This window comes from Bradyrhizobium sp. 40, assembly GCF_023100925.1.
Classification (GTDB): Bacteria; Pseudomonadota; Alphaproteobacteria; order Rhizobiales; family Xanthobacteraceae; genus Bradyrhizobium.
In genome coordinates, this window is the sequence record NZ_CP064688.1 from 2593848 (window position 1) to 2614810 (window position 20963).

General features: G+C 63.9%; 21 protein-coding genes. 12 read left to right on the plus strand and 9 right to left on the minus strand.

Features of this window, described 5'->3' with window-relative positions:
• The first annotated feature begins 275 nt into the window (after window positions 1–275).
• From IVB40_RS12320 to IVB40_RS12340, 5 genes are all read left to right on the plus strand, one after another.
• Complete coding sequence (locus IVB40_RS12320) at window positions 276–2549, plus strand: DUF1522 domain-containing protein (protein ID WP_247818944.1); 2274 nt, start codon at window positions 276–278, stop codon at window positions 2547–2549.
• Window positions 2550–2874: 325 nt separating this feature from the next.
• Window positions 2875–5148: a DUF1522 domain-containing protein gene (locus tag IVB40_RS12325; RefSeq protein ID WP_247400452.1), complete on the plus strand. Its 2274-nt coding sequence runs from the start codon at window positions 2875–2877 to the stop codon at window positions 5146–5148.
• Window positions 5149–5362: 214 nt separating this feature from the next.
• A complete protein-coding gene (locus tag IVB40_RS12330) occupies window positions 5363–7651 on the plus strand; it encodes a DUF1522 domain-containing protein (protein WP_027567590.1) in 2289 nt (762 codons plus the stop codon).
• Window positions 7652–7941: 290 nt separating this feature from the next.
• A complete protein-coding gene (flaF, locus tag IVB40_RS12335; protein WP_007612319.1) occupies window positions 7942–8310 on the plus strand; it encodes a flagellar biosynthesis regulator FlaF in 369 nt (122 codons plus the stop codon).
• Window positions 8307–8450: a hypothetical protein gene (locus tag IVB40_RS12340; RefSeq protein ID WP_155809706.1), complete on the plus strand. Its 144-nt coding sequence runs from the start codon at window positions 8307–8309 to the stop codon at window positions 8448–8450. The genes flaF and IVB40_RS12340 overlap by 4 nt, the downstream gene beginning before the upstream one ends.
• Before the next feature lie 3 nt (window positions 8451–8453).
• Here IVB40_RS12340 and IVB40_RS12345 read toward each other — a convergent pair whose 3' ends face one another.
• The 4 genes from IVB40_RS12345 to IVB40_RS12360 all read right to left on the minus strand — a co-directional run bounded on the left by IVB40_RS12345 (window position 8454) and on the right by IVB40_RS12360 (window position 10971).
• Window positions 8454–8813: a hypothetical protein gene (locus tag IVB40_RS12345; RefSeq protein ID WP_027567591.1), complete on the minus strand. Its 360-nt coding sequence runs from the start codon at window positions 8811–8813 to the stop codon at window positions 8454–8456.
• A gap of 159 nt (window positions 8814–8972) precedes the next feature.
• On the minus strand, window positions 8973–9470 hold the full coding sequence (locus IVB40_RS12350) for a hypothetical protein (protein WP_027518929.1): 498 nt from the start codon (window positions 9468–9470) through the stop codon (window positions 8973–8975).
• Window positions 9471–9481: 11 nt separating this feature from the next.
• Entirely contained in the window at window positions 9482–9847 is a 366-nt protein-coding gene (gene flgJ, locus IVB40_RS12355; RefSeq protein ID WP_027567592.1) for a flagellar assembly peptidoglycan hydrolase FlgJ, read from the minus strand.
• Window positions 9847–10971: a flagellar basal body P-ring protein FlgI gene (locus IVB40_RS12360; RefSeq protein WP_007602120.1), complete on the minus strand. Its 1125-nt coding sequence runs from the start codon at window positions 10969–10971 to the stop codon at window positions 9847–9849. The genes flgJ and IVB40_RS12360 overlap by 1 nt, the downstream gene beginning before the upstream one ends.
• A gap of 270 nt (window positions 10972–11241) precedes the next feature.
• On the opposite strand from IVB40_RS12360, the gene IVB40_RS12365 reads away from it, so the two are divergent.
• Window positions 11242–11655, plus strand: coding sequence for a flagellar assembly protein FliX (locus IVB40_RS12365; RefSeq protein ID WP_027567593.1), 414 nt, complete (start codon window positions 11242–11244; stop codon window positions 11653–11655).
• A 4-nt stretch (window positions 11656–11659) separates the two neighbouring features.
• On the opposite strand, the gene IVB40_RS12370 is transcribed toward IVB40_RS12365, so the two are convergent.
• A complete protein-coding gene (locus tag IVB40_RS12370; RefSeq protein ID WP_247287345.1) occupies window positions 11660–12031 on the minus strand; it encodes a helix-turn-helix domain-containing protein in 372 nt (123 codons plus the stop codon).
• Between the two features lie 149 nt (window positions 12032–12180).
• On the opposite strand from IVB40_RS12370, the gene IVB40_RS12375 reads away from it, so the two are divergent.
• From IVB40_RS12375 to IVB40_RS12385, 3 genes are all read left to right on the plus strand, one after another.
• The gene (locus IVB40_RS12375; RefSeq protein WP_247818945.1) at window positions 12181–12792 is read left to right on the plus strand and encodes an NAD(P)-dependent oxidoreductase; all 612 of its coding nucleotides are present in this window, start codon (window positions 12181–12183) and stop codon (window positions 12790–12792) included.
• 216 nt (window positions 12793–13008) lie between these two features.
• The gene (gene dksA / locus IVB40_RS12380) at window positions 13009–13374 is read left to right on the plus strand and encodes an RNA polymerase-binding protein DksA (RefSeq protein ID WP_008554760.1); all 366 of its coding nucleotides are present in this window, start codon (window positions 13009–13011) and stop codon (window positions 13372–13374) included.
• A gap of 519 nt (window positions 13375–13893) precedes the next feature.
• Window positions 13894–14673, plus strand: a complete 780-nt coding sequence (locus IVB40_RS12385; protein ID WP_247287342.1) for a fumarylacetoacetate hydrolase family protein — start codon at window positions 13894–13896, stop codon at window positions 14671–14673.
• 255 nt (window positions 14674–14928) lie between these two features.
• On the opposite strand, the gene flgH is transcribed toward IVB40_RS12385, so the two are convergent.
• Genes flgH through flgF form a run of 4 tightly spaced genes read right to left on the minus strand, consistent with a single transcriptional unit; the run spans window position 14929 to window position 18416 of the window.
• Window positions 14929–15696, minus strand: a complete 768-nt coding sequence (gene flgH, locus IVB40_RS12390; RefSeq protein ID WP_027567596.1) for a flagellar basal body L-ring protein FlgH — start codon at window positions 15694–15696, stop codon at window positions 14929–14931.
• A 3-nt stretch (window positions 15697–15699) separates the two neighbouring features.
• A complete protein-coding gene (gene flgA / locus IVB40_RS12395; RefSeq protein WP_247818946.1) occupies window positions 15700–16839 on the minus strand; it encodes a flagellar basal body P-ring formation chaperone FlgA in 1140 nt (379 codons plus the stop codon).
• Window positions 16840–16849: 10 nt separating this feature from the next.
• On the minus strand, window positions 16850–17638 hold the full coding sequence (flgG, locus tag IVB40_RS12400; protein WP_007602131.1) for a flagellar basal-body rod protein FlgG: 789 nt from the start codon (window positions 17636–17638) through the stop codon (window positions 16850–16852).
• A 16-nt stretch (window positions 17639–17654) separates the two neighbouring features.
• Window positions 17655–18416 carry a flagellar basal-body rod protein FlgF gene (flgF, locus tag IVB40_RS12405; RefSeq protein ID WP_247437369.1) on the minus strand — a complete coding sequence of 254 codons (762 nt, stop codon included), beginning with the start codon at window positions 18414–18416 and terminating at the stop codon, window positions 17655–17657.
• A gap of 379 nt (window positions 18417–18795) precedes the next feature.
• On the opposite strand from flgF, the gene fliL reads away from it, so the two are divergent.
• From fliL to IVB40_RS12420, 3 genes are read left to right on the plus strand one after another with little or no spacing between them, the layout of a single operon-like run.
• Window positions 18796–19296: a flagellar basal body-associated protein FliL gene (gene fliL / locus IVB40_RS12410; protein ID WP_247287339.1), complete on the plus strand. Its 501-nt coding sequence runs from the start codon at window positions 18796–18798 to the stop codon at window positions 19294–19296.
• Window positions 19297–19315: 19 nt separating this feature from the next.
• Window positions 19316–20518, plus strand: coding sequence for a flagellar motor switch protein FliM (gene fliM, locus IVB40_RS12415; protein ID WP_027567600.1), 1203 nt, complete (start codon window positions 19316–19318; stop codon window positions 20516–20518).
• Window positions 20515–20961, plus strand: coding sequence for a DUF6468 domain-containing protein (locus tag IVB40_RS12420; RefSeq protein WP_027567601.1), 447 nt, complete (start codon window positions 20515–20517; stop codon window positions 20959–20961). The genes fliM and IVB40_RS12420 overlap by 4 nt, the downstream gene beginning before the upstream one ends.
• Window positions 20962–20963 lie beyond the last annotated feature (2 nt).

The following is a 20963-nucleotide window of genomic DNA, read 5'->3' on the forward strand; positions in this document are numbered from 1 at the left end:
TCGACGAAGTGCAACGATGCATTCGGATGCAGCCGATTGCTTACTCTGAGTTATGGTTGACAAGTCGCAAACGCCGGGTCGTTGCGCGAAAAAGCATCATGCTATCATGACGATATGGACGAGCCTGAGATGGCTCCGATTGCGCATATGGTGAATCCGCGCAAGGACTGGCGCGACACGCTTCATGCTTTGTTAGCCGTCTGTGTTCACCGTCCCGGACATCGATTAATCCTAATCGAAGTTTGTTGCGTTGCGTACCAGAAGGGTAACACTCAATGTCCGGTATTGTTCTCTCCTCGTCGGTTCGTCAGAACCTGCTCTCCCTCCAGTCCACCGCTGATCTTCTCGCCACCACTCAGAGCCGTCTGTCGACCGGCAAGAGCGTCAATTCGGCCCTGGACAATCCCACCAACTTCTTCACCGCACAGTCGCTCGACAACCGCGCCAGCGACATCAACAATCTGCTCGACGGCATCGCCAACGGCGTGCAGGTGCTGCAGGCCGCCAACACCGGCATCACCTCGCTGCAGAAGCTGATCGACTCTGCGAAGTCGATCGCCAACCAGGCGCTGCAGACCACCGTCGGCTACTCCACCAAGTCCAACGTCTCCACCACCATCGCCGGTGCGACATCGGCCGACCTGCGCGGCACGACCAGCTTCGCCAGCGCGACCGCGAGCAGCAACGTCGTGTATAACGGCACGGCCGGCGGTACCACGGCGGCGACCGGCACCACGACGCTCGGCGCCACCATCGGCTCCTTTGCAAGCACGGGCGCGACGGCCGGTGACGGCACCACGGCCCTGACCGGCGCCATCACCCTGATCGCCACCAACGGCACGACCGCGACCGGCCTGGCCGGCAACGCCCAGCCTGCCGATGGCGACACGGTGACCGTGAACGGCAAGACCATCACGTTCCGCAGCGGCGCGGCTCCGGCGTCGACCGCCGTTCCGAGCGGTTCGGGCGTCAGCGGCAACCTCGTCACCGACGGCAGCGGCAACACCACCGTCTATCTCGCCACCGCGACCGTCAACGATCTCTTGTCCGCGATCGATCTGGCAAGCGGCGTCAAGACCGTATCCATCACCGCGGGTGCTGCGACGATCGCGGTGAGCAACAGCCAGCCAGGTGCTGCCGTCTCGACCGCCGCAGGTGGTGCCGTCACGCTGAAGAGTTCGACAGGTGCGGATCTGAGCGTCACCGGCAAGGCTGACCTGCTCAAGGCTCTCGGCCTGACGACGGCTGTGGGTGGCGGCAACGCCACCGTCAACGTCAACCGGACCACGAGCTCGGGCTCGCTGGGGGCGACGATCGCCGACGGTTCGACGCTGAATGTCGACGGTCACGTCATTACCTTCAAGAACGCGCCGATCCCGGGCTCGACCGGTGCTCCGAGCGTTCCGAGCGGTTATGGTACGAGCGGTAACGTCCTCACCGACGGCAATGGCAACTCGACGGTCTATCTGCAGGCCGGCACGATCAACGACGTGCTCAAGGCGATCGACCTTGCCAGTGGCGTGCAGACCGCGACGGTCAATGCCAACGGCACCGCGACGGTTGCGACTGCGGCCGGCCAGACCAACTCGTCGATCAATGCCTCGGGTCAGCTCAAGATCTCGACCGGCGTCAATGCCGACCTGTCGATCACCGGCACCGGCAACGCGCTGAACGCGCTTGGCTTTGCCGGCAACACCGGGACCTCGAGCGCCTTCACCGCCGCGCGCACCTCCGGCGTCGGCGGCCTCACCGGCAAGACCTTGACCTTCTCCTCCTTCAACGGCGGCACGGCGGTCAACGTCACCTTCGGCGACGGTACCAACGGCACGGTCAAGACGCTCGATCAGCTCAACACGAAGCTTCAGGCCAACAACCTGACGGCGACGATCGACGCCAACGGCCTGCTGACGGTCTCGACCACCAACGACTACGCGTCCTCGACCATCGGTTCGAGCGCCGCGGGTGGTGCGATCGGCGGCACGCTGACCTCGTCCCTGACGTTCTCGACGGCTTCCAGCCCCGTCCAGGACACGGTTGCCCAGACCTCGCGTTCGAACCTGGTCGGCCAGTACAACAACATCCTTGCGCAGATCGACTCGACCTCGCAGGACTCCTCGTTCAACGGCGTCAACCTCTTGAACGGCGACCAGCTCAAGCTGGTGTTTGACGAGACCGGCAAGTCGAACCTGAGCATCACCGGCGTGACCTACAACTCCAAGGGTCTCGGCCTCGCCTCGCTGACCAGCGGTGTCGACTTCATCGACAACGCTGCCACCAACAAGGTGCTGACCAACCTGAACTCGGCGTCGAGCACGCTGCGTTCGGAAGCGTCGAGCCTTGGTTCGAACCTCACGATCGTGCAGGTGCGTCAGGACTTCAACAAGAACCTGATCAACGTGCTGCAGACCGGTTCGTCCAACCTGACCCTGGCCGACACCAACGTCGAGGCGGCCAACAGCCAGGCGCTGTCGACCCGCCAGTCGATCGCGGTCTCCGCGCTGTCGCTGGCCAACCAGTCGCAGCAGAGCGTGCTGCAGCTGCTCCGCTAACTAGCGGACGACATCGCAAGCAAGATCTGGCGGCGGGGCTTCGGCCCCGCCGCTTTTTTTGCGCGTCAGCTGTCATTCGAGTAGCCTTGCGACGCTCTGAAAAGTAACCAGCGGTTATGGTTAATGGAGAGTAAGCGTGGATAAATGCCAATGATTTCAACCTGATTGCCGGCCGGGACCACGCCTTCCGCGCGCTTATGGTGAACCCGCGCTTAATGCGGACGCGCGTCGTTTCACCCTTTGTTAGCCATGTCGGGGCACGCTGTCCCCGTCACTCGATCTGAAGCGATCGAACGAAGACGCGTAAACCAGAAGGGTAAGAGTCATGTCCGGTATTGTTCTCTCTGCGTCGGTTCGTCAGAACCTGCTGTCTCTCCAGTCCACCGCTGATCTTCTCGCCACCACACAGAACCGTCTGTCGACCGGCAAGAGCGTCAACTCGGCCCTGGACAATCCCACCAACTTCTTCACTGCACAGTCGCTCGACAACCGCGCCAGCGACATCAACAATCTGCTCGACGGCATCGCCAACGGCGTGCAGGTGCTGCAGGCTGCCAACACCGGCCTGACCTCGTTGCAGAAGCTGATCGACTCTGCGAAGTCGATCGCCAACCAGGCGCTGCAGACCACCGTCGGCTACTCCACCAAGTCCAACGTCTCCACCACGATCGCTGGTGCGACGGCGGCGGACCTGCGCGGCACGACCTCCTTTGCCAGCGCGACTGCGAGCAGCAACGTGCTCTATAACGGCACGGCCGGCGGTACCACGGCCGCAACCGGCACCACGACCCTCGGCGCCACCATCGGCTCCTTTGCAAGCACGGGCGCGACGGCCGGTGATGGCACCACGGCCCTGACCGGCGCCATCACCCTGATCGCCACCAACGGCACGACCGCGACCGGCCTGGCCGGCAACGCCCAGCCTGCCGATGGCGACACGGTGACCGTGAACGGCAAGACCATCACGTTCCGCAGCGGCGCGGCTCCGGCGTCGACCGCCGTTCCGAGCGGTTCCGGCGTCAGCGGCAACCTCGTCACCGACGGCAGCGGCAACACCACCGTCTATCTCGCCACCGCGACCGTCAACGATCTCTTGTCCGCGATCGATCTGGCAAGCGGCGTCAAGACCGTATCCATCACCGCGGGTGCTGCGACGATCGCCGTGAGCAACAGCCAGCCAGGTGCTGCCGTCTCGACCGCTGCAGGTGGCGCCGTCACGCTGAAGAGCTCGACGGGTGCGGATCTCAGCGTCACCGGCAAGGCTGACCTGCTCAAGGCTCTCGGCCTGACGACGTCTACCGGTGCGGGCAACGCCACCGTCAACGTCGCACGGACCACGAGCGCCGCCTCGCTGGGTGCAACCCTTACGGATGGTTCGTCGCTGAACGTCGATGGTCATACCATCACCTTCAAGAACGCGCCGATCCCGGGCTCGACCGGTGCTCCGAGCGTTCCGAGCGGCTTCGGTGCCAGCGGTAACATCCTCACCGACGGCAACGGCAACTCGACCGTCTACCTGCAGGCCGGCACGGTTGCCGACGTGCTCAAGGCGATTGACCTTGCCACCGGCGTGCAGACCGCGACGATCAACGCCAACGGCACCGCGACGCTTGCGACCGCCACAGGCCAGTCGAACTCGACGATCAATACGTCCGGTCAGCTCAAGCTCTCGACCGGCATCAATGCCGATCTGACGATCACGGGCAGCGGCAATGCACTGAATGTATTCGGGCTGGCCGGCAACACCGGCAGTGCGTCGGCATTCACCGCGGCGCGCACCTCCGGGGTCGGCGGCATTGCCGGCAAGACCTTGACCTTCTCCGCGTTCAACGGCGGCACGGCGGTCAATGTCACCTTCGGCGACGGCACCAACGGCACGGTCAAGACGCTCGATCAGCTCAACACGGCGCTTCTGGCCAACAATCTGGCTGCAACGATCGACGCCAACGGCCGGCTGACCATCACGGCGTCCAACGACTACGCGTCCTCGACGATCGGTTCGACCGTCGCAGGCGGTGGCATCGGCGGCACGCTGACTTCGGCGCTGACCTTCTCGACGGCTTCCAGCCCCGTCCAGGATGCGGTTGCACAGACGGCCCGTGCGAACCTGGTGTCTCAGTACAACAACATCCTGAACCAGATCGACACGACCTCGCAGGACTCCTCGTTCAACGGCGTCAATTTGCTGAACGGCGATCAACTCAAGCTGGTGTTCGACGAGACCGGCAAGTCGAGCCTCAACATCACCGGCGTGACCTACAACTCCAAGGGTCTGGGCCTCGCTGCCCTGACCGTCGGTGTCGACTTCATCGACAACGCCGCGTCCAATCGCGTGCTGACCAACCTGAACGCCGCGTCGAGCACGCTGCGCTCGGAAGCCTCAGCGCTCGGTTCGAACCTCTCGGTGGTGCAGGTGCGTCAGGACTTCAACAAGAACCTGATCAACGTGCTGCAGACCGGTTCTTCGAACCTCACGCTGTCCGATACCAACGTCGAGGCGGCCAACAGCCAGGCGCTGTCGACCCGCCAGTCGATCGCGGTCTCCGCGCTGTCGCTGGCCAACACTTCGCAGCAGAGTGTGCTCCAATTGCTCCGCTAAGTAACTGGTATCATTAAATAAAATAAGAGCGGCGGGGTCATTTGCCCCGCCGCTTTTTTGCGTCTGGAGGGGGCAGGGACGTTCACCGCCCATTAACCCTATCCCTTAAACCGGCGTTAACCATACTTTAAAGGACAGCCTCTAAGACTGGACAAAAGCCCGCTTTCAAGACCGCGCGGCCGATTCGTACCCGGTTCAAGAGGAAGACTCGCCAATGTCCAACATCGTTCTCTCGGCGTCCGTTCGCCAGAACCTGTTGTCGCTGCAGTCGACGGCCGACTTGCTGGCCACGACGCAGGAGCGGCTGTCGACCGGTAAGAAGGTCAACACAGCGCTCGACAATCCCACCAACTTCTTCACGGCCCAGGGGTTGGACAACCGGGCGAGCGACATCGGCAACCTGCTGGATGGCATCAACAACGGTGTGCAGGTGCTCCAGGCCGCGAACACCGGCATCACCTCGCTGCAGAAGCTGATCGACAGCGCCAAGTCGATCGCCAACCAGGCGTTGCAGACCACGGTCGGCTATTCCACGAAATCGAACGTCTCCACCACGATTCCCGGTGCGACGCCCGCCGACCTGCGCGGCACGACCTCCTATGCGAGCGCGACCGCCAAGAGCAACGTGCTCTATACCGGCGCAGCCGGTGGCGTGACCCCGGTCACGGGAACCGCCGCGCTCGGCGCCTCGCTGGGCTCGAACGCCGGCACGAATGTCGGGTTTGCCGCGACCGCGGCCGACGGCACGACTGCACTGTCCGGTACCACCACACTGGTCGGCACCACGACATCCACCACCTTCGGCGCGCCGCCCGCGGACGGCGACACCATCACGGTCAACGGCAAGACCATCACCTTCCGCACCGGTATCGCGCCGACGACGCAGCCGACCGGCTGGGGCCTCAACCCCAGCGGGCACATCGCCACCGACGGTAACGGCAATTCGATCGTCTACGAGGGAACGCCGGCTGCGCCCGGCGCGACCGTCAACGACGTCCTCAGCGCGATCGACCTCGCCAGCGGCGTCAAGACCGCGGCAATCAGTGCAGGCGCGGCAACCATTACGGTCAGCGGCTCGAGCGGTCCGATCGGCACCCTGCAGGTGGCGTCGTCCGTCACGGGCGGCCAGGTCACGCTGAAGAGTTCGACCGGCGCCGATCTGAGCCTGACCGGCAAGGCCGACTTCCTCAACAAGCTCGGTCTGACCGCGGCGACCGGCGCAGGCAATGCGAGCGTGACTGCGGACCGATCGACGACCGCGGGCTCGCTCGGCTCTCTCGTTCAGGACGGCTCGACGCTGAACATCGACGGCCACACCATCACTTTCAAAAACGCCCAGTCGCCCCAGTCGGCGTTGAGCGTCACCTCCGGCGGCGTCAACGGCAACATCGTCACCGACGGCAACGGCAATTCGACCGTCTACCTCCAGAGCGCGACGCTCTCCGATCTGCTCAACTCGATCGACCTTGCCACCGGCGTCAAGACCGCCAGCATCTTCAACGGCTCGGCGACGCTGTCGACCACCGCGGGCCAGATCCCCTCGTCGGTGAACAGCAGCGGTCAGCTTGCGCTCTCCACCGGCATCAACGCCGACCTGTCGATCACCGGCACCGGCAATGCGCTCAACGCGTTCGGTCTCAGCGGCAATACGGGAACGGCGACCGCTTTCGCCGCGGCGCGCAACTCCGGTGTTGGTGGCGTCGCCGGCAAGACGCTGACCTTCACCTCCTTCAACGGCGGCACGCCGGTCAACGTCACCTTCGGCGACGGCACCAACGGCACCGTCAAGACGCTCGACCAGCTCAATGTGCAGCTTCAGGCCAACCACCTGACGGCGACGATCGACGCCAACGGCGTGCTGACGGTCACCACCGTCAACGAGTACGCATCCTCGACCCTCGGCTCGACTGCCGCCGGCGGTACGGTCGGCGGGACGCTCACCGGCGTGCTGGCCTTTACCACCGCGCAGCCACCGATTCAGGATCCCGTCGCGCAGACCGCGCGCTCCGGCCTGGTCAGTCAGTTCAACAACATCCTGGCGCAGATCGACACGACCTCGCAGGACTCGTCGTTCAACGGCGTCAACCTGCTCAACGGCGACACGCTGAAGCTGGTCTTCAACGAGAACGGCAGCTCGACGCTCGGCATCAACGGCGTGGTGTTCAACGCGGCCGGCCTGGGTCTCAGCAATCTCGTTCCCGGCACGGACTTCATCGACAACGGTGCCACCAACAAGGTGCTGGCCAGCCTGAATGCCGCCTCGAGCACGTTGCGCTCCGAGGGTTCTTCGCTCGGTTCGAATCTGTCGATCGTGCAGGTGCGTCAGGACTTCTCCAAGAACCTGATCAACGTTCTGCAGACCGGCTCGGCCAACCTGACGCTGGCCGATACCAACGAGGAAGCGGCGAACAGCCAGGCGCTGTCGACCCGCCAGTCGATCGCGGTGTCCGCGCTGTCGCTGGCCAACCAGTCGCAACAGAGCGTGCTGCAGCTGCTCCGCTAATTTCGCGGCGCAGGTCGCTCATCGATTTCGCGGCGGGGCTAACGCTCCGCCGTTCATTTTACTGAGATCGCTAAGGCAGGATTAGCTGAGATCGACGCGCACCACGCGCGACGTGTTTACAGCGTGCACATGCGCGTCTAGCTTCACGATGACGAAGAACTCCGAGACCCGTAATAATCCGGAGTGCTTCCAAGCACACATGTAAGCAAATCTTAAGCGGTGCTGCCTAGGGTCAGGAAAGAAATCCTTAAGCGCGTTCAACGCGCTAGGTAACCTCCAGGGTGTGATTGATGTCGAATTCCGCTGCCTCGGCCTACGCGCGTGTTGCAACGACCACCGCATCTCCTCGCGACATCGAAGCGCAGACCCTGCTCAAGGCCGCGAACAAGCTTCAGGATGCGATCAACAGCGCCGAGCCGTTCAGCGAGCAGACCACGCAGGCCCTGATGTTCAATCGCAAGCTCTGGACGATTTTCCTGAGCGAGGCCATGCGCGAGAACAATCCGCAGCCGATCGACGTCCGGCAGAAGATCGCCAACATCAGCGTGTTCGTGCTGAGCCAGACCGCCGCGCTGCAGATGAGCCCGCAGTTCGATCACTTCCGTCCGCTGATCGAGATCAACCGCAATATCGCCGCTGGTCTCTCCGGCCGTCCGTGATCGAGCACGGCTCGTTCCGCTTCGGCAACACCAAATCCACGCTGACGGATACCGGCAAGACGCAGATCAGGAACGTCGTCACCGGTCCCGCGACCGGTTCGAGCGATCTCGATGTTGCCGTTGCGAGGCTCGACGCCTGATGGTCAGGCGCTGCGGTCCGTGCTGGCCGGACGCGAGGGCTCGGATTTCAAATCCTGCGCATGGAAATAGGCCCGCCGGCGCAGCATTGCTTCGTCGGGGAACTGGTTGACCACCGCGTCGGTCCTGTCGTTGACGACCTGGAAGACGAACGACGCCGCCGCCTGGTCGAACACGACCTGGCGTGAGACGTTCTCGCTGCTTCGCAAATCATTGCGTGCAGGCGCGCTCGCCTCGCCAGCGGCCACTGTCTGGCTCACGGGCAGATCGGTTTGCACGGCCTCGTTCGCCGCCGCATTGGACGTCGTTACGATCTGCACGGCGACCGGTATCCCCACCGGCCTGATGCTGAAATCTGTACTCATGGCAGCCTCCTGGTTGCCTCACGTGAGTCAAATCCCAACCCCTCTCAATACGCAACCATGGAACACCAGGATTGAACACCCGGTAAGGAAACGTGCCTAACCGCGCGACGATGTTGCCGCGCGGTTTTTCGTAAAATTGTCGTTTGTTGTTGCGCGCGCTCAGAGCGAGCGGCTGACCGCGAGCGGCGTGATGTGGCGTGGGCCCGGCGTGGCGCGGCGTCCCGCGGCCGTGTAGGTGTTCGGCACGTTGCGCTTCTGGATCTCGGCGTTGACGCCGCGCACGACGCTCTCCGAAACGGCGTGAGCGGTTGCGAGCACGGTGAGATTGACCTGGAGCATCGCGCGGAATGCATCGTGGTGCCGATGCAGCGTCGAGAGCAGCTCGGGCGCGGATTTGGCGAGCTGCGCCTGGTTCGCCTTCAACTGGGTGACGGCGCCGACATAGTTTCGCGACAGCTCCTGCTTCTTGCTCTCGAGGGTCATCGCCTCGCGGACCTGGCCGGCACGTACCAGCTCGGTCTCGCGCTCGATCAGGCCGAGCAGCGCACTCATCGCATCCATCAACTGCTCGGCGATCTTGCGCGCCTCGGCGCTGCCGGGTGCGGTGTTCGGGCGCTGCGCTTGCACCGGCTGACGCGAGGCGTTGAAGTGGTTCATCTCGTTTGACCTTATGCCGTGCGGATCGTTTTTGCCTGCTGCATGATCAGGGTGCGATAGACGTCGGTGGCGATGCCGACGCCGCCGGCGTTGGCGAAATTCTTGGAATATTGTTCGGTCAGCATCGAGCGCCATACGCCGGTGCCAGGGGTGTCGCCGAACGGGCCTTCGCCCTTCAAACCCGAGGTCATCTGCGAGAACATGCTGTTGAGGAACATCGCCTCGAAGTCGGTGGCGATCTTCTGCGCCTTGGCCTGCTGCTTCGGCGGGACCTTTTGCAGTGCCGCCGCGAGATCGAAGTCCGGCCGGCCGTTGCGGCTCTCCACCGAGAAGGCGGAGCTGGCGACACGTGCGGTGTTGACCATGCCGGTCTGCATCACATCACCTCGATGTCGGCTTCGATCGCACCGGCGGCCTTGATCGCCTGCAGGATGCTGATGAGATCGCGCGGGCCGATGCCGAGACCGTTGAGGCCGTCGACGAGCTGCTGAAGCGAGACGCCGTCCTTGACGACGGCAAACTTCTTGCCGTCCTCGGTGACGCTGACGCTGCTGCGCGGCGCGACCACGGTCCGGCCCCGGGACAGCGGGTTGGGCTGGCTGACCTGCGGGCTCTCGGAGATCGTGACGGTGAGGTTGCCCTGTGCGACCGCAACGGTGGCGACGCGGACGTCGCGGCCCATCACGATGATGCCGCTGCGTTCGTCGATGATGATCTTGGCGGCGAGATCCGGATCGACCTGGAGCTGCTCGATCTCGGTGAGAAAGGCGACGACGTTGCCCTTGAACTCCGGCGGGATCGCAAGCTGCACGGTCGATGGGTCGATCGGCTCGGCGGTCTTGACGCCGAGATAGTCGTTGATCGCGGCGGCGATCCGCTTGGCCGTGGTGAAGTCGGCATTGCGCAGCGCAAGCCGAACGTTCGGCAGGCGATTGAGCGCGAACTCGATCTCGCGCTCGATGATGGCACCGTTGACAATGCGTCCGACCGTCGGCACGCCACGCACGATTTTCGCCGCCTCGCCCTCGGCCTGGAAGCCGGAGATCGCGAGTGAGCCCTGTGCGACCGAATAGACGTTGCCGTCGGCGCCGAGCAGTGGGGTGACGAGCAGGGTGCCGCCCTGGAGATTCTTGGCGTCGCCGAGCGCGGAGACGGTGACGTCCATGCGCGTGCCCTGGGTGGCGAAGGCCGGCAGATTGCCTGTCACCATCACGGCGGCGACGTTGCCGGTACGGATGGTGGCGCCCCGGATGTTGACGCCCATGCGCTCGAGCATCGCTTGCAGCGACTGCTTGGTGAAGGGGATGTTGTTGAGGGTGTCGCCGGTGCCGTTGAGGCCGACGACGAGTCCGTAGCCGATGAGCTGGTTCTGCCGCACGCCTTCGATGTTGGCGAGATCCTTGATGCGCGATGTCGCGCTTGCAGAATTGACCGAGAGCACCAGCGCTGACAGCGCGGCGCAGGCCACCCCCACAAGTCTCACCCAACGAACGCTTGGCATCCTCTGCTCCCCGAGGCTCCTCAAATCAAAGGACCATCACGACACTCCCATGACGAGCTGGTCCGACGCTGTCCTTGCGAGCGCTGTGCCAACTCGGGGCAGCGGGGGTAGGTCGCTGAATAGGTTGAATAAATCTGTTTCGAGCGACCTCAGCCGGTGTTGTCCCTGAGGAGCGAAACTGCCGCCCGTCGGCAGATTTTGCCGGGCTGTTTACGGGCCGTTAACCATAAAACGGCGAATGTGGCGCATCGATCACCCGGATTGCTTCCGATGCGCATCTACGGACCGAACGGCACCATGCTTGGAACGCCGGCCAACCAGGCCAGACGGACGAGCTCCGGCGGCTTCGTGCTACCCGACACCTCGTCGGCGCCGGAGACGCGAGGCGCCGCCGCACCGAAGGCGGCCGCCAACATCGACGGGCTGCTGGCGCTGCAAGGCATCGAAGAGGATCCGATCGAGCGTCGCAAGCGCTCGGTCGTGCGCGGAAAGACCGCGCTCGACGTGCTCGACGATCTCAAAATGGGACTTCTCTCCGGCAAGCTCGACGCCTCGACCGTGATGCGGCTGCGTGACGCTGCGGCGAACCTGAAATCGTCCTCCGGCGACTCCGGCCTGGATTCGGTGCTGTCGGAGATCGAGCTGCGAGTCGAGGTCGAGCTCGCCAAGGCCGGGCAGGCATAGCGTCCTACGCCGCTTCATCCTTCAGGTGCGCGTCGTAGCGGCGCTGGGCGGCGAGCACGTCTTTCAGATTCTGTTCGGCCCAATCGCGCAGCGGATCGACGGCTGCGGCGAGCGTCACGCCGAGCTGCGTGATCGAGTATTCCACGGTCACCGGCACGGTTGCGATGGCGTGACGCTTGATCAATCCGTCGCGCTCGAGCGACTTGAGAACCTGGCTCAGCATCTTCTGCGAAATGCCTTCGATCGTGCGGCGCAACTGATTGAAGCGCATCGGCTCCTCGCGCAGCAGCAGCAGGATCAGCACCGCCCATTTGTCACCCACGCGGTCGAGGATCTGTCGCGTGGGGCAGTTCGCTGCATAGACGTCTGGCTTCATCGTCGGGTCCTCACGATCCATTCCGCTCATTTGCCGGCCGCCGCCGGTTACCCCTGCGTAATCAGGTAAGCACAAAGTGCTCTCTTAACACCAGCGCTCTTTGCGATATCTAGTCACCATTGGTTACTACAGAAGCGAAGGAGCTTTCCATGAAAATCGCAGTTGCCGGCGCCTCGGGCCGGGCCGGGTCGGAGATCACCAAAGAACTGTCCCATCGCGGCCACACGGTTACGGCCATCGCCCGCAACCCGGAGAAGATCGCGGCCTTGCCGAACGTCACGCCCACCAAGGGGGACGTGCTCGACCAGTCAGGCCTTGCCAAGTTGTGGGCCGGGCACGATGTCGCCGTGAGTTCCGTACACTTCCTGGCCAGCGACGCGCTCAAGCTGATCGGCGCGGCCAAGGACTCGAAGGTTGGTCGTTACCTCGTCGTCGGCGGAGCCGGTAGCCTGGAGGTCGCTCCGGGCGTCAAATTGGTGACAACTCCCGGTTTTCCGGCTCAGTACAAGGCTGAGGCGGAGGCGGGTTCGGCCTTTCTCGACCTGCTGCGGCAGGAAAAGGCGCTGAACTGGACTTTTATCTCGCCGTCGGCCCTGTTCATCGAGGGGGAGCGCACCGGCAAGTTCCGGCTTGGCACCGATCAGCTTCTCGCAGATGCGAACGGCAAAAGCTGGATCACCTTCGCGGATTACGCCATCGCGCTCGCCGACGAGATCGAGCGGCCGGCCCATGAGAGGCAACGTTTCACGGTCGGCTACTAGGCCTACGGCCGCTCCCGGGCCCTTCAGGATAAACCTTTCCTGTGCAAGGGCTTGGGGGCGCCGGTCGGGCTATCAGGGAAACATTGTCTGTCACAGGAGGCCGCTATATAACGCCCCGCTCAGCGGACCCCGTTCCGCGTACGAGTCGTTGCTTAGACAGATAGGCCGCCCTTGGAAAAGTTGAAAAACTACCGACCGACCGAAAAAGAGCCTTTCATGAACGACAGGCAGAAGGAGTACTTCCGCTTGAAGCTCCTCGCCTGGAAGGATGAGATCCTCAAAGAGTCCAAGCTCACCCTGCAAGCCCTGCAGGAGGAGAACGTGAACCACCCCGATCTCGCCGATCGGGCATCGTCCGAAACCGACCGCGCCATCGAACTCCGTGCCCGCGACCGCCAGCGCAAGTTGATCGCCAAGATCGACGCCGCGCTCCAGCGTATCGAGGACAACACCTACGGCTATTGCGAGGACACCGGCGAGCCGATCTCGTTGAAGCGGCTCGAGGCCCGTCCCATCGCGACGCTCTCGGTGGAGGCGCAGGAGCGCCACGAGAAACGCGAGAAGGTCTATCGCGACGAATAGAGTCCGAGCCGCAGCGATGCGGCTCTTTGTTTTTGAACGCAAGGTGCGCCTTTTCGCGCCGTGATCAGCATTTTGCCTGTCGCTTGCAACCGCGCGTTCGACGCGCGAGCGCAATCACGAAAAGTGAATCGCGATCAATGGGCTAGACTCAACTCCTCCGAGCTCACGTGAGTTCGGATGAGAAACAGCCTTCACTTCAGGTGCGGGAGGTTTTGCGAGTCGCATCAAGGACATCGACTCGAATGCTGAGGCACTGATCCAGCAGCTTCACGCGTTGCTGCAATCAGGCCTGGTGCGACGCTGCAGGGTACGCATCCTCATAAAGCCCGGACCAGCTCAATATTTCCTTAAACGCCGGCGCCGCCCGTGAGGCTTGCCGTGATGTGGCCGGCCAGCGTCCGCATCTCATCCAGCTTGGGCCGGCAATGACGTGCTGCCGCGCGGCCCCCTGCGCTTGTCACGCCCCGGCGGGGATGCTGAAGTGGCGCCCTCGATTGTGGTGTGTAGGAGCGGGCGCCGATGGACAGAATTCTCGCAGCCGCAAAGGCGATCGCGCTGGCACGCCGCAACCATGCGCCGCTCGCGGCGCTCGAAGTTCCTCCCGCCGATGAAGCCGAGGGCTATCAGGTCCAGCGCGCGCTGCACGATCTGCTGCTGCCGCATGCCGGCCCGCTCGTCGGCTACAAGATCGGCTGCACCAGCCAGGTGATGCAGGATTACATCGGCATTCCACACCCCTGCGGCGGCGGCGTGTTCCAGAAGGGCGTGCACGACAGCGGCGTGCGGCTCGCGGCTGCCGATTTTGTCCGCGTCGGCGTTGAATGCGAGATCGCGGTGCGGCTGAAGCGCAATCTCGCCGCCGGCGAGGCGCCATTCACGGCCGAATGGGTCGGCGAAGCCGTCGAGGCCTATCATCCCGCGATCGAGATCGTCGACGACCGCTATGTGAAGTGGGAAACAATGGGCGCGCCGACGCTGATCGCCGACGATTTCTTCGCCGCCGGCTGCGTGCTGGGCGAGGTCGTGCCGCGCTCGTCGGTGCCGGACCTGAAGGCGGTCAAAGGCCGCGCCATCGTCAACGGCGAAGAGGTGAGCCACGGCACCGGCGCCGACGTGCTCGGCCATCCGCACAACGCACTCGCCTGGCTCGCCAACCATCTCGCCGCCGAGGGCAAGGGTCTGCACGCGGGCCAGCTCGTTCTCACAGGGAGCCTGGTGAAGACGCTGTGGCTGAAAGCCGGCGACAAGGTGCGGATGGAACTGGACGGACTGGGGACGGTGGAGGCGGAGTTTACGTGATCTCTCCGCGTCCTTGCGAGCGCAGCGAAGTAATCCAGAGTCCCTCCGCGGTGGCAGCCTGGACTGCTTCGCTGCGCTCGCAATGACGGAGGTTGGGGCAGCGGTGCCGCTACGATCGCGGATCTGGCCGGCTGTACGCAGCGGCACCATCGCCAAAATACATGCGGCCCTCGCCAGGGGAGCTAGCGAGGGCCGCGTCGTACATCGTCGTCCGCGCCTAGGTTCGCGAACACGATGTGGGAGCTCGGGAGAAGCTTAGAAGGGCAGCAGCACGTCCATGACTTGCTGGCCGTAGCGCGGTTGCTGCACGTCCATGATCTGGCCGCGGCCGCCGTAGGCGATGCGGGCCTGCGCGATCTTGGTGGAATCGATGGTGTTGTCGCTCTGGATGTCTTCGGGACGGACGATGCCGGCGACGATGAGCTCGCGAATTTCGTAGTTGACGCGGATTTCCTGCTTGCCTTCGACCACGAGGTTGCCGTTGGGCAGGACCTGGGTGACGACGGCAGCGACGTTGGTCTGCAACGCTTCCTTGCGGTCCACGCTTCCTTTGCCCTCGCTGGACGCGGTCGAGTCGGCGGTTAGGATACGGCCGGGCAACACCTTCTGCGCTTGGGCGCCCAATGTCTTGGCGCCGATGAAGTCGGTGATTCCGGAATCTTCCTTGTTGGTGCGGCTGCGCTGGGTATCGTTTTCGATATTGGCCTTGTCGGTGATGTTCACGGCCACCGTCAGGAGATCGCCGACCTGATGGGCGCGCTGGTCCTTGAAGAAGGCACGGCTGCCGTTGCGCCACAGCGAGTTCGGATTGTAGGAGGCGACTTCCGGCTTCGGCATCGGCATCTGCACCGGCTTGTAACCGGGCTGCGTCGTCGGATTGTCGATCGCCGACAATTTCGGCTGCTCGCCGATCTGCGACAAACGGTCGATCGATGAGCAGCCGCTCGCCAGCGCGCAAGTCGCCAGCAGCAGGGCAGAGATCGCGATGCGACGGGGACGAAAAGCCGAACTGAACCTGGACATGACTTACTCTGACTTGGCTGGAGCTTGCGAGACGCGAACTTGCGGGATCTGGGCTTGCGCGAGCTGGGCCGGGGATGCCGGGGTCTGGACCAGGTTCCGGACAAGGGCTGCGGTATCGACGGGGGCGGGCGCCTCGTCGCGCTTGAGCGAGGAGGTCTGCTCGACCGCAGCCGGCATCGGCGCGGCTTGGCTGGCGCCCTGGACCGTCACCTGGCCGCGGCCGGTGACGACGCCGCTCAGCGTGCGCTTGGTCTGCAGGTTGAGCACGCTGATGGTGTCACCCTCGGCGCCGCTCTCGATCGCCTTGCCGCGCGTGGTGAGATAGATCCCGGGGACCTGATAGATGACGGTGACGTTCTGGTCGCGCTGCACGAAGTCGGGCTTGACGATGTCGGCGACGCGGATTGGCGTCCCCGCCCGCATCGGCCGGCGGAGCTGCATGCCGAGCGTGCGATCGCGCGAGGCGGCCTCACCCGTGACCTCGGCCTTCGGTCGGCGCTCCACGGCGACGTCGGAGGCCTTCAGGAGATCGACACGATCGATGTCGCGCGTCAGCACGGCCACTTCCACCGTTTCGATCGCGTTGCCGGTGAAACGCAGCTTGGTCGGTGCCGGATTGTTGTCGTTGTTGATCTCGAAGGCGATGTCGAAACGGCCGCTGCGGGCGTCGTAGCGGGTTGCGACCGGCTGCAGCACGCCGGTGTTGGAGGCATCCAACCGCATGTCGGCGATGCCGCGGTCGAACGTGACGGTGATGTTGGCGGCATCGCCAAGTCCAAAGCGGCGCTCGAGCGCCGTGGCGACCGCGGTTTCGAGGTCCTTGTTCACGAGCGTGCGGGCGAGACGGGTGACCTGGACCTCCTTGATGTCGCCGGTCATCACGCCGATCACCTGCTTTGCGCGCAACACCGCCAGCACTTGCGCGACCGGCAGCGCACCGGTGGTGCCGAGATCGGGCGAGCGGTAGAGCGGGATCAGCGCGGCCGAGCCGGCATTGTCGATGAGATCGCCGACCCGCACCACGTCCGAGGTCACGGTGATGCTCGCGCGCAGCGTCGGCGTCGCGATGAAATCGTCGGCGGCCCGTGCGGGCAGCGCCAGCACGAGGAGAGCGGAGATCGTGGCGAGGGTGGTCCGGATCATCGTCATCACCTCAGCGGAACAGCGCCGTGGTCGATTGCATCATCTGGTCGGCGGCGCTGATCACCTTGGCGTTCATCTCGTAGGCGCGCTGGGCGGCGATCAGGTCGCTCATTTCCGAGACGACGTCGACATTGGCCTGCTCGAGGCTGCTCTGGGTGATATTGCCGAAACCTTCGGAGCTCGCGGTACCGTCCTGCGGCGGGCCGGAGGAGGGCGTCTCGGTGAATTGATTGTTTCCGACCGGCTGGAGGCCCGCCTTGTTGATGAATCGGGTCAGGCCGATCTGGCCCTGGACGGCCGAGGTCGACGAACCCGGCAGCGTCACCGAGACCTGGCCCTGCACGTTGATGGTGAGGCCCGAGGCGTTGTTCGGGATTGTGATCGTCGGTTGCACCGGGTTACCCTGCGCGGTGACGATGCGCCCCTGGTTGTCCATCTGGAAGGTGCCGTCGCGGGTGTACTGGTAGCTGCCGTCGGGCATGAGGATCTTGAAGAAGCCTTCGCCCGTGATGGCCATGTCGAGGTCGTTGCCGGTCTGCGACAGCGTGCCCTGGGTCATGCTGCGCGGCGTGCCGACGGTCTTGACGCCGCCGCCGATGTCGACGCCGACCGGCAGGATGGTGCCCTGGTCGGACGACTGGGCGCCGACCCGGCGGACGTGTTCGTAGATCAGGTCCTGGAACGCCGCGGTCTGCTTCTTGAAGCCGGTGGTGCGCAGGTTCGCGATGTTGTTGGAGATCACCTGAACGTTGAGTTCCTGTGCCGCCATTCCGGTTGCTGCGGTGTGAAGCGCCTGCATGTCAGTTCTCCCTCAATCAGGCCGGAACGTCGGCGAGCTTCTCGATCGCCGATTTGTGCATGTCACTCTGCTGCTGGAGCAGGTTGGCGATGGCGGTGTAGCTGCGCATGACTTCGACCATGCGGCTCATCTCACCGACCGAGTTCACGTTTGACTTCTCGACATAGCCCTGCTGCACGGTCGACTTGGTGTCGGCCTGCGGGACCGCGGAGCCGATGTTGTAAAGGTTGGCGCCGAGCTTCGTCAGCTTGGCCGGATCGTCGAACGAGGCCATGCGGATCTTGCCGCGGATCGAGTCGTTCTTGGCCGTGCCCTCGAGCACCGTGACGGTGCCGTCCGGCGCGACGTTGATGTCGTGATCGGTCGGCTGGAAGGTGATCGGGCCGCCGGTGCCCAGCACGAGGTTGCCGTCGGAGGTGACGAGCTGGCCGGTGCTGTTGAGCGAGAATTTGCCGTCGCGGGTGTAGCGCTCGGCGCCATTGGCCTGCACGGCGAAATAGGCATTGCCGCTGATCGCCATGTCGAGCGGATTCTTGGTCGGCTCCATCGGCCCCTGGCCGACGTCGCGGAAGGTGCCGCGGTCCTGCACATAGGAGACCCGGCGGTCGGAGCCGACGAAATTGTCCTCACGCGCGTTCGAGTTGAGGTACTCCTCGAACAACGAATGGTCGGCCTTGAAGCCGTTGGTGTTGGCGTTGGCGACGTTGTTGGCGATGACATCCATCTGCCGTTCCAACGTCATCTGTCGTGACAAGCCGATCAGAAGCGCGTTCTGCATCGGAAATCTCCCCTGAGTGAGATCCGCCAGCTCGCTCTCCCAAGCGCATTGGCCGATCCCGTGAACGAGACCTCGGGTTCTCCCAAACCTTGGGTCTCGATCCTTTCTCAGCGAAACTCGTGCCAAGCCGAAAAAGATTGTAATTTCAGTGTCTTGTCTATTTTTCGAGGGCGCGGGGAGGCGGCAGAAACGGTCTGTTAGCCATGTTTGCCCGGCAGATTTTTCCTAGCGAAGGCCCGATCGAAAGGTTCCGTTAACCATTATTACCGTAGCGTTTGGGCGTAAGAGGAGCACTGCGCTGGGGCATTTGTATCGCGTCACTGTCTGCCAGGAGCTTCGCTCTTTCGACCCCTTTGAGAGATGAGCGAGCGCGGCGATCATGGCAGAGAATGAAGCGGAAGGCGGCGCAGCCGCTGAGGGCGCGCAAGCCGCTCCGCCCAAGAACAAGTTCAAGCTGATGATCATGGCGGTAGGCCTGCTCGCCGTTCTCGGCGGCGGCGCCGCAACCTGGTTCTTCTTTTTCCGTCACGGCGACGACGAGCATCACGCCGAGGCGGCGCCTCCGCCCAAACCGCCGTCTTTCGTCGAGGTTCCCGACATCATGGTCAACCTCGCCGGCGCGCCGGGCGAGCGCGTGCAATATCTGAAGCTCAAGATCGTGCTGGAGCTGAAGGAAGAGAAGCAGGTCGAGGCGATCAAGCCGACGATGCCGCGCATCACCGACATCTTCCAGACCTATGCGCGCGAGCTGCGCTCCTCCGACCTCAACGGTTCCGCCGGCATCTTCCGCCTCAAGGAAGAGCTGACCAAGCGCGTCAACGCGGCGGTCGCTCCGGTCCAGGTCAGCGCGGTGCTGTTCAAGGAAGTCGTGATCCAGTGAGCATGACGGGCTAGGGATCATGGCAGGCACCGACCAACCAGACCAGGATGCAATTGCCGCCCAATGGGAGGCCTCGCTCGATTCCGAGGATCCCGCCGAGGCCGCGAAAGCTGCTGCCGAGAACGAACTATCGGAGACCATGGCCCTGCAATGGGCGGCCATGGTCGAGGATGGCAGCCGCGATCTCGGCGCCGGCAAGAATTCCGGCGAACGGGTTCTGTCGCAGGAGGAGATCGACAACCTCCTCGGCTTCGCGGTCGGCGACGTCACGCTCGACGATCATTCCGGCATTCGCGCCATCATCGATTCGGCGATGGTCTCCTACGAGCGTCTGCCGATGCTCGAAATCGTCTTCGACCGCCTGGTGCGGTTGCTGACAACCTCCTTGCGCAATTTCACCTCCGACAACGTCGAAGTCTCGCTCGACCGCATCACCTCGGTGCGCTTCGGCGACTACATGAACTCGATCCCGCTGCCCGCCGTCCTCACTGTCTTCAAGGCCGAAGAGTGGGACAATTTCGGCATGGCCGTGGTCGATTCCAGCCTGATCTACTCGATGATCGACGTGCTGCTCGGCGGCCGCCGCGGCTCGAGCCAGCTGCGCATCGAGGGCCGGCCCTACACCACGATCGAGACTGAGTTGGTCAAGCGGCTGGTCGAAGTCGTCATGGCCGATGCCGAACAGGCGTTCAGGCCGCTGTCGCCGGTGACCTTCACCATCGACCGGCTCGAGACCAACCCGCGTTTCGCCGCGATCAGCCGTCCTGCCAACGCCGCGATCCTGGTGCGCCTGCGCATCGACATGGAAGATCGCGGCGGCAACATCGAGCTCCTGCTGCCTTACGCGACCATCGAGCCGATCCGGGGCGTCCTGCTCCAGATGTTCATGGGCGAAAAGTTCGGCCGCGACCAGATCTGGGAAGGTCATTTCGCCACCGAGATCGTCCAGGCCGAGATCTCCGTCGACGCCGTGCTCTACGAAGCCGACATCCCACTCAAGCAGCTGATGCGGCTCAAGGTCGGCGACACGCTGCCGCTGGACATGCGCGCGGATGCCAACGTCACCGTTCGCTGCGGCGACGTCACCATCACCGAAGGACGCATGGGCCGGGTCGGCGACCGCGTCGCGATACGGGTGACGAAACCCTTGCGCAAGCCAAGTACGACACTTGCGATGTTCGAAAAGGTCGACGAGCAGAACAAGATGATGGAGGCCCCATGAACCACTCCCTAGGAATGGCGATCGAGACGCTGGTGGCTATCCTGCTGATGCTGACCATCGTCTACTGCGTCACGCTCAACAAGCGACTGACGCGGCTGAAGGCGGACGAGCATTCGCTGAAGGCGGTCATCGGCGAGCTGATAACCGCAACGGAGATCGCCGAGCGCGCGATCGGCGGGCTGAAGCTCGCCGTGCGCGACGTCAACGAGAACCTCGGCAGCCAGCTTGCGTCGGCGACCCAGATGTCCGAGCAGCTCTATAAGCAGCTCGGCGAAGCCGACAATGTGGTGCGGCGGCTGTCCAAGATCGCAATCGCCGCGCGCCCCGTGACGAACCCGGAAATGCTCGCCGCGCCCGCAGCCAAGCCCTCGTCGGCGAAGGCGGTGGCGGCTGCGGCCGAAGCCTTCTCCGAACGCCGACGATCCAACGGTCTTGCCGCATAAAG

Coding starts and splice junctions, on each gene's coding strand:
- IVB40_RS12350 (WP_027518929.1), bottom strand. CDS start 9,470: ATGAACCACTTCAACGCCTCGCGTCAGCCGGTGCAAGCGCAGCGCCCG.
- IVB40_RS12365 (WP_027567593.1), top strand. CDS start 11,242: ATGCGCATCTACGGACCGAACGGCACCATGCTTGGAACGCCGGCCAAC.
- IVB40_RS12385 (WP_247287342.1), top strand. CDS start 13,894: ATGGACAGAATTCTCGCAGCCGCAAAGGCGATCGCGCTGGCACGCCGC.
- flgG (WP_007602131.1), bottom strand. CDS start 17,638: ATGCAGGCGCTTCACACCGCAGCAACCGGAATGGCGGCACAGGAACTC.
- IVB40_RS12320 (WP_247818944.1), top strand. CDS start 276: ATGTCCGGTATTGTTCTCTCCTCGTCGGTTCGTCAGAACCTGCTCTCC.
- IVB40_RS12370 (WP_247287345.1), bottom strand. CDS start 12,031: ATGAAGCCAGACGTCTATGCAGCGAACTGCCCCACGCGACAGATCCTC.
- IVB40_RS12345 (WP_027567591.1), bottom strand. CDS start 8,813: ATGAGTACAGATTTCAGCATCAGGCCGGTGGGGATACCGGTCGCCGTG.
- fliM (WP_027567600.1), top strand. CDS start 19,316: ATGGCAGGCACCGACCAACCAGACCAGGATGCAATTGCCGCCCAATGG.
- flgH (WP_027567596.1), bottom strand. CDS start 15,696: ATGTCCAGGTTCAGTTCGGCTTTTCGTCCCCGTCGCATCGCGATCTCT.
- fliL (WP_247287339.1), top strand. CDS start 18,796: ATGGCAGAGAATGAAGCGGAAGGCGGCGCAGCCGCTGAGGGCGCGCAA.
- IVB40_RS12420 (WP_027567601.1), top strand. CDS start 20,515: ATGAACCACTCCCTAGGAATGGCGATCGAGACGCTGGTGGCTATCCTG.
- IVB40_RS12360 (WP_007602120.1), bottom strand. CDS start 10,971: ATGCCAAGCGTTCGTTGGGTGAGACTTGTGGGGGTGGCCTGCGCCGCG.
- flgJ (WP_027567592.1), bottom strand. CDS start 9,847: ATGCAGACCGGCATGGTCAACACCGCACGTGTCGCCAGCTCCGCCTTC.
- flaF (WP_007612319.1), top strand. CDS start 7,942: ATGTCGAATTCCGCTGCCTCGGCCTACGCGCGTGTTGCAACGACCACC.
- IVB40_RS12375 (WP_247818945.1), top strand. CDS start 12,181: ATGAAAATCGCAGTTGCCGGCGCCTCGGGCCGGGCCGGGTCGGAGATC.
- IVB40_RS12330 (WP_027567590.1), top strand. CDS start 5,363: ATGTCCAACATCGTTCTCTCGGCGTCCGTTCGCCAGAACCTGTTGTCG.
- dksA (WP_008554760.1), top strand. CDS start 13,009: ATGAACGACAGGCAGAAGGAGTACTTCCGCTTGAAGCTCCTCGCCTGG.
- flgA (WP_247818946.1), bottom strand. CDS start 16,839: ATGATCCGGACCACCCTCGCCACGATCTCCGCTCTCCTCGTGCTGGCG.
- IVB40_RS12325 (WP_247400452.1), top strand. CDS start 2,875: ATGTCCGGTATTGTTCTCTCTGCGTCGGTTCGTCAGAACCTGCTGTCT.
- flgF (WP_247437369.1), bottom strand. CDS start 18,416: ATGCAGAACGCGCTTCTGATCGGCTTGTCACGACAGATGACGTTGGAA.